The following is a 1382-nucleotide window of genomic DNA, read 5'->3' on the forward strand; positions in this document are numbered from 1 at the left end:
GTCGATCCGCGCACCGGCCAGTACACCCTGGCCATCCAGTTGCCCGAACTGCTCGGCAACGACCTCAGCGGCCCGGCCTTGCCCCTGCGCCTTTCGTTCAACCCGCTCAGCGACCTGGACAGCGGCTTTGGCGTCGGCTGGACCCTGGTGCTGAGCCAGTACACCCCCGCCACCCGCATGCTCAGCCTGCACACCGGCGAAACCTTCAAGGTCACCGGCGACGGTGGGCAGCCCGCCATTCGCGAACGCAAGCTCGATACCTTCCACTTCCACACCGACAGCGCCGAACGCTTTCGCATCGTGCACAAGTCCGGCCTGGTCGAGCACCTGCACAGCCAAGGCCCCAGCGACCAACGGGTCGCGCTGCCAGTGCGCGTCGAAGCGGCCACCGGCCATGCCGTCACCCTCGGCTACCTTGCCGGCACCACCCGGCTGGAAACCCTCACCGACGACACCGGCCTGGTGCTGCTCAAACTGAGCTACGCCAGCGGTGAGGTCCGCCTCGACCTGCACCCCGGCGCCGGCCCTGGCGGTACACCGCTGGCCAGCTACCGGATGCTCCTCGACAGCCGCGGCAGCCCGGCCCGGCGGCGCCCCTACGCCATCGAGTTGCCCACCGACGAAAAAGCCAGCTGGCGCCTGGAGTACACCGAAGTGCGTGGGCTGTCCTGCCTGAGCAAGGTGAGCACCCCCACCGGCGCCGTCGAGCGTATCGAATACCTCGATGCGGGCCACCGCTACCCCGGCGATGCCCACCCGGCCCTGCCACGCGTCACCCGGCATGTCATCGACCCCGGCGCAGCGCAGCCGCGCATGGTCACCCGTTACAAGTACACCAGCAATAACTTCCTGGGCTATGGCAGCGGCATCACCTGGGCCGACAATGGTGAGGACAACCTCTACAAGTCCACCGACAGCGCCTTCACCTACGGCACCGTGGTCGAATACCTGCAGGTCGATGACGACGAGGGCAACGACGACAAGGCGCCGGTCGTGCGCACCATGACCAGCACCTTCAACCGCTTCCACCTGATGACGTTGCATGTCATCGATCAGGCCGGCCACATCCAGGAAAACGAGACCCGCTACCACGAACAACCCGGCAAGACCTTCGACGAACAGCCTGCCTACTTCCAGTTGCCCTATGCGGTGACCAAACGCTGGAAGCTGCGCGATGACCCGACCAAGCTGCGCGAAGAGGTGGTTCTCACGCGCTTCGACGAACACGGCAACTCGGTCCTCGAATCCGAGCCCGCGGCGCCGAAGTACGACGCCAATCAGCGCATCGACGAAGCCAGTACCCTGGCCACCACGCTGTTCAAGGTGCGCACCTGGTACCCGGCCGCCGGCGAGCCGAGCGACGAGCCGGGTGCGCCCACGCC

1 pseudogene is annotated in these 1382 nt (G+C 66.7%); it reads left to right on the forward strand.

The features are described from left to right. Nucleotides 1–1382: pseudogene (locus tag IAE38_RS23635) on the forward strand (hypothetical protein); the annotation flags it as partial.

Origin of the sequence: Pseudomonas sp. S32, assembly GCF_016648095.1 — a bacterium.
In the GTDB taxonomy this organism is placed as follows: Bacteria; Pseudomonadota; Gammaproteobacteria; order Pseudomonadales; family Pseudomonadaceae; genus Aquipseudomonas; species Aquipseudomonas parafulva.